Genomic DNA, 4,532 nt, shown 5'->3' on the forward strand with positions numbered 1-4,532 from the left:
CTTCTCCCTGAGCCATATATGGCGCAAGAGAAGGAACTTTCAATATTAATTTCATTGCCAATTAATGATCATTTTTTGATTTATGCAAGAAATTTAATAGAGTATTTTATTCCAAATAATCGGTCTGGAATAATGCAATTTTCTTTGAAGCTGCAAGACGGCTCACCGCCTGCTCCATTTTCGCCGCAGCCAGCGCAGCATGAGATGACGCCTGAACCGGCGCTTTTGCTTTTAAAGTTGAAATTAGTTTATTAAACATTGTTTTAACCCTCGTTTTTTGTCATTCATTGACTCAGCATAATGCGCATATATTTCCGTATAATTAAAACTAAGCATTTATGCCTGATAAAACATTCTTAGCTTCAATACTTTAGAAAGTATCAAACAATGTTTAATTTTCAAACACTTTTTTCATTTTCTTTCTCACTATTTTTCATAAGCATTTCATCAGGCGCTGTTTCGGCGCGTTTTTTCATTGCAAAAATGAATTTACAGGCGCTGGCGAGAAAGCCGGCGGTGATTCCGGCAATAATAATGGGCGCCAAAAACTTATGGGGCGCTTTTTTCGGCATGATTCACCTCACGTAAAAATAGGAAGGGCCACCCTAGAGTGGCCGATCCATTAAGCATTGAACAGGTTATTTGGGGTCATCTTTATTCGTGCGCGCATCAACACCTTTTTCATCTTCTCCCGTAGAGCCATAGGGATTGTTGATTGGCGCCTGAGCCGGATTGACATCCAGCTGATCGGGCGTTGCCGTTTCCTTCTCCGCCACGCCCGGCGCTTTTGTCTGGCGCACCGGATAGCCGTCATCCGCCGGAACCTGAGCCGATGCTGCCGGCATGCCGAAACCGCAGGCGCGCGCCTGATCTTTGACCGGATTCGGCTGGCAGCCCTCTTTCTTGGCTTTATCAATTAAATCCGTCAGCACACGCTCCGCAGGCTGGCGCCCGCCTAAACCGAAGGCCAGCGCAAATGCAACCGCAACCGCGCCAAGCGTCAGGCCAAAGGCCAGATTGACAATCGAATCGGCTATGCCCATTGCGCGCAGCCCCATGGCCACCACCAGCCCCATGATCAGCACACGCACTAAACTGCCCAGCCAGCGTGAACTGTTGTATTCGCCGCGCTGCACCACATTCGCTACGATATTGGCCAGCCAGAAGCCAATCACCAGAATCACCGCGCCGAGCAGGATATTTGCGCCAAACTGAATAAACATGGCGATTAAAGCGCTGATCTGATCGAAGCCCAAGCGGCTGGCCGCTTCAGACACCGCAAACAGCATGGTAAAGAACACAATTAAATAGCCAACAACATCAGACAGCTTGGTTGCGCCCAAGAAGCGCTGCGCGTCCAGTTTTCCCGGCAGGCTGTCAACGCCAGTGCCTGCAATGACTTCCGCCGCCAGCTTGGCCACAAAGCGCGAAACAATATACGCCAGAATCAGGATCAGGCCGGCAGCGATGATATTGGGAATCGCAAACATGATTTCATGCAGCATGGCGGTTGCCGGCTGAGAAATCGCTTCAATGCCCAGCGCTTCAAATGCAATGATCAGCGCGGTGATAATGACCACAGCATACACAAATGAACCCAGCAGATGGGGCAGATTGGAGTTTTTAAATAAGCCGATTTTTTCAGCCTGCTGCTGCAGGTTTAAGCTGCCGGCCAGGCCTTCAATAATGCCGCGGACAATTTTCGCCAAAATGCAGCCGGCAAAAACAATCACGCCCGCTATAAAGATATTCGGCAAGTACAGCACCGCCTCATTCACCATGTTTTGAATTGGAAGCAGCAGGCCGGTTAAGCCTAAAATGGACAGAACAATCGGCAGAAACAGCAGCAGAATCAGCCAGTAAGCGATTTCACTGATGTTTTCACTGACCGGACTGACGCCGACTTCCGCACTGAGCTTTTCATCCAGCCGGGTTTTATTCAGCAGCTTTTGCGAACCGGCTTTCACCAAATTCGCCGCAATCCAGCCGATAAAGCCCACTGCGGCTGCAGCCAGCAATTGCGGAATAAACAGCAGGAACTGCTGGATCATACTGCTGAATGGCCCGCTGACGCTGGTTAAGTTCAGCACATTCAAGGCGCCAATGACCGCAATAATTAAAATAATCCAGAACACAACACGGGAAATAATGCTCTCAATATTAGAACGGTGCCCCGTTGCGCTTGAAAGCTTTTGATCGGCGCCTAATTTCTGCAGCGCTTTCTTGATGCCGGCTGCCACCAGCAGGGCCACAATCCAGCCAATAAAAAGAATCGCCACAGCGCTCAGTATGGGGTGGAATTGATCCCAGTAGTATATGGCATCAAAACGCCCGCCTGGGCTTCCAGAATAATCATTCATTTTTACGCCCTCTTTGTTATAGCTTTGCCTATTTTTCTGCGGATATCCTGTGTCCGGTCAAACCTTATGCGCTTTCCAATCAACCTTAGGTTTTGACTGTTTTTTAATCAACCTTAGACTGCAGAACTACAACAAAAGAGCACAAGCGCTTGCAAAAAAGCCTCAGCTGAGCGCTAAGGCTTTTAATTTAGACAACCGCGTTACAGCTGCGCAGCTAATAATTCGCTCCGCCCGAAGCATTGCCGCTTTTGACAGCGCTTTCACCGCCTGCAGGCGCATGACTTGGCGCGGCCTGCTGCGCTTGCGGATTAGGATGCCCCGGAGGCGCATCATTCGCATCCGGCTTAATGTCTGCAAACATATAAACCAGCAGCGCTACAAAAAATATGCCCACTAAAGCTAAAATATAAACAGGGATGCGTTTCTTCTGAGTTGTTTCTTCTGAACTCGAAGTATGGGGCGGTTTATTAAAATCATGCGTCATAATTCCCCTCACTTTTATGATCCAATTGCTGTTTTTTTATACTAGCAAGCCCTTATGCCAGCATGTGTGAAGAACCATTGCAGGATAGTGAAGTCTTGTAAATTCAATCAGCCGCCGCGCGCGCAGGCCGGCAGGAAATTGCAGCCCGATCCTGAGCAATGCGGCGCCGGCATTTTCCGGACGGATTGCCCGCAGCTGCCCATTGCGCCAAAATACTGCCCTCTTGGCGGGAAATGGGCTATAATTGTCCACCTTATTTTTGATGTCCTGAGTATTTATGGCGTACCGTCAGCAAAGTGCGACGCTTGATCTTGACACTGACGTCACTTATCAATGCGCTTTGCACTACACCCGTGATCAGCATCTGATTGGAATCATTGAATTCAATAAGCCAAGCTATGTCCTGAAATGGGGAGATCTGGAATTTTTCCGGCGCCGCACAGAAGAGTTTTCTGTCATGCCTTTTCCAGACTGCATTAATGCGATGATTATTGACATACGCAATGTGACGGCTTTTCTGGACAATGAAGTGCCGATTATTCCCTGGCGCCTGCTGGAAGAAGAATGCCCGGTGCGCCTGGTGGTGCCTCAAGAGCGTCTGGATCATTATGCCGGCCTTTTTGAGCCGACTTGGCTCACGGCGGATGTTGACTCCGCCATTCAGGAAATCCGCGATTATATGGATATGTTTGTGCATTAAATGATGCAGCTGCGCAAAAAAACCTCTGAAACGGAGGTTTTTTTGTGCCTATGAAATTCCCTTTGGCTTTATACAGACTTTAGAATTCAGCGATATGTCCGCTGCCGTCAGGAAGATGGATTTCAGCCTACCAGTAGTTCTCCACCGCAATATTGCCTTCGCCGCGCCGGTTCATGGTCAGCCCGCGTGCTTTTAACGCCTCTTTCGTGTCTTCCACCATCTGCGGGTTGCCGCACAGCATGACATGGCTGCTTGCAGGGTTCAGCGCCAAGCCGGCCGCCTGTTCCAGCGCGCCATTGCCAATCAGCGCCGGCAGGCGCTCATGCAGCGGCGCATGCGGGTCACGGGTGATCACCGGAATAAAGCGGAAACCCTGATGCCCTTCGCCAAAAACCGCAGCGATTTCTTCAATCCGCTCCGCATAGGCCAATTCAGCTTCAGTGCGCACGCTGTAAACCAGATTGATCTGCTGATATTTATGCCAGGTTTCAAAGTCCTGCAGCATGGATAAAAACGGCGCCAAGCCTGTGCCTGTTCCCAGAAGCCAGAGATCCTGCGGCAGCGGCAGCTGGTAGCGCGCCAAGGTTAAAAAGCCGTAAGGGATTTTTTCCAAATACAGCTCATCGCCAACCTGCAGATGCTGCAGATTGGAAGTAAATGCGCCGTCCGGCACCACAATTGAGAAAAATTCCAAAGTTTCATCAAATGGCGAGGACACTATAGAGTAAGCCCGCACCACTAAATCATCTCCCGCTTTTAAGCCGATGCGGGCAAACTGCCCTGCCGTGAACTTAAAATGCGCCGGCCGCGTCATGGTAAAGCTGAATAAAGTGCTGGTCCAACGGTGTACAGATAAGACTTTTTCTAAGCTAAATTTCTCAATTGACATGATTTCAACGTGGCATGAAAGACTGCGCTCATGTTAGCATGACGGCATAATTTATTAATATTTTTTAAATGTTAAGGCTCTATTCATGCGCATGACTTT

6 protein-coding genes are annotated in these 4,532 nt (G+C 49.1%); 2 read left to right on the top strand and 4 right to left on the bottom strand.

The genetic code is table 11. The features are described from left to right. A partial coding sequence (locus RSA72_RS13960; protein ID WP_332624306.1) for a hypothetical protein occupies window positions 1–255 on the top strand: 255 nt, incomplete at its 5' end. A gap of 143 nt (window positions 256–398) precedes the next feature. On the opposite strand, the gene RSA72_RS13965 is transcribed toward RSA72_RS13960, so the two are convergent. The 3 genes from RSA72_RS13965 to RSA72_RS13975 form a co-directional block, all read right to left on the bottom strand. Beyond that, on the bottom strand, window positions 399–572 hold the full coding sequence (locus RSA72_RS13965; RefSeq protein ID WP_162898159.1) for a hypothetical protein: 174 nt from the start codon (window positions 570–572) through the stop codon (window positions 399–401). 66 nt (window positions 573–638) lie between these two features. Next, a complete protein-coding gene (locus RSA72_RS13970) occupies window positions 639–2,360 on the bottom strand; it encodes a mechanosensitive ion channel (protein WP_332624312.1) in 1,722 nt (573 codons plus the stop codon). 214 nt (window positions 2,361–2,574) lie between these two features. Then, the gene (locus tag RSA72_RS13975; protein ID WP_332624314.1) at window positions 2,575–2,844 is read right to left on the bottom strand and encodes a hypothetical protein; all 270 of its coding nucleotides are present in this window, start codon (window positions 2,842–2,844) and stop codon (window positions 2,575–2,577) included. 277 nt (window positions 2,845–3,121) lie between these two features. On the opposite strand from RSA72_RS13975, the gene RSA72_RS13980 reads away from it, so the two are divergent. Next, a complete protein-coding gene (locus RSA72_RS13980; protein WP_332624316.1) occupies window positions 3,122–3,544 on the top strand; it encodes a hypothetical protein in 423 nt (140 codons plus the stop codon). Between the two features lie 127 nt (window positions 3,545–3,671). On the opposite strand, the gene RSA72_RS13985 is transcribed toward RSA72_RS13980, so the two are convergent. Next, complete coding sequence (locus RSA72_RS13985; RefSeq protein WP_332624318.1) at window positions 3,672–4,433, bottom strand: ferredoxin--NADP reductase; 762 nt, start codon at window positions 4,431–4,433, stop codon at window positions 3,672–3,674. Between the last annotated feature and the right edge of the window lie 99 nt (window positions 4,434–4,532).

The sequence above is a fragment of the Acinetobacter sp. genome (assembly GCF_036659555.1).
GTDB lineage: Bacteria > Pseudomonadota > Gammaproteobacteria > Pseudomonadales > Moraxellaceae > Acinetobacter.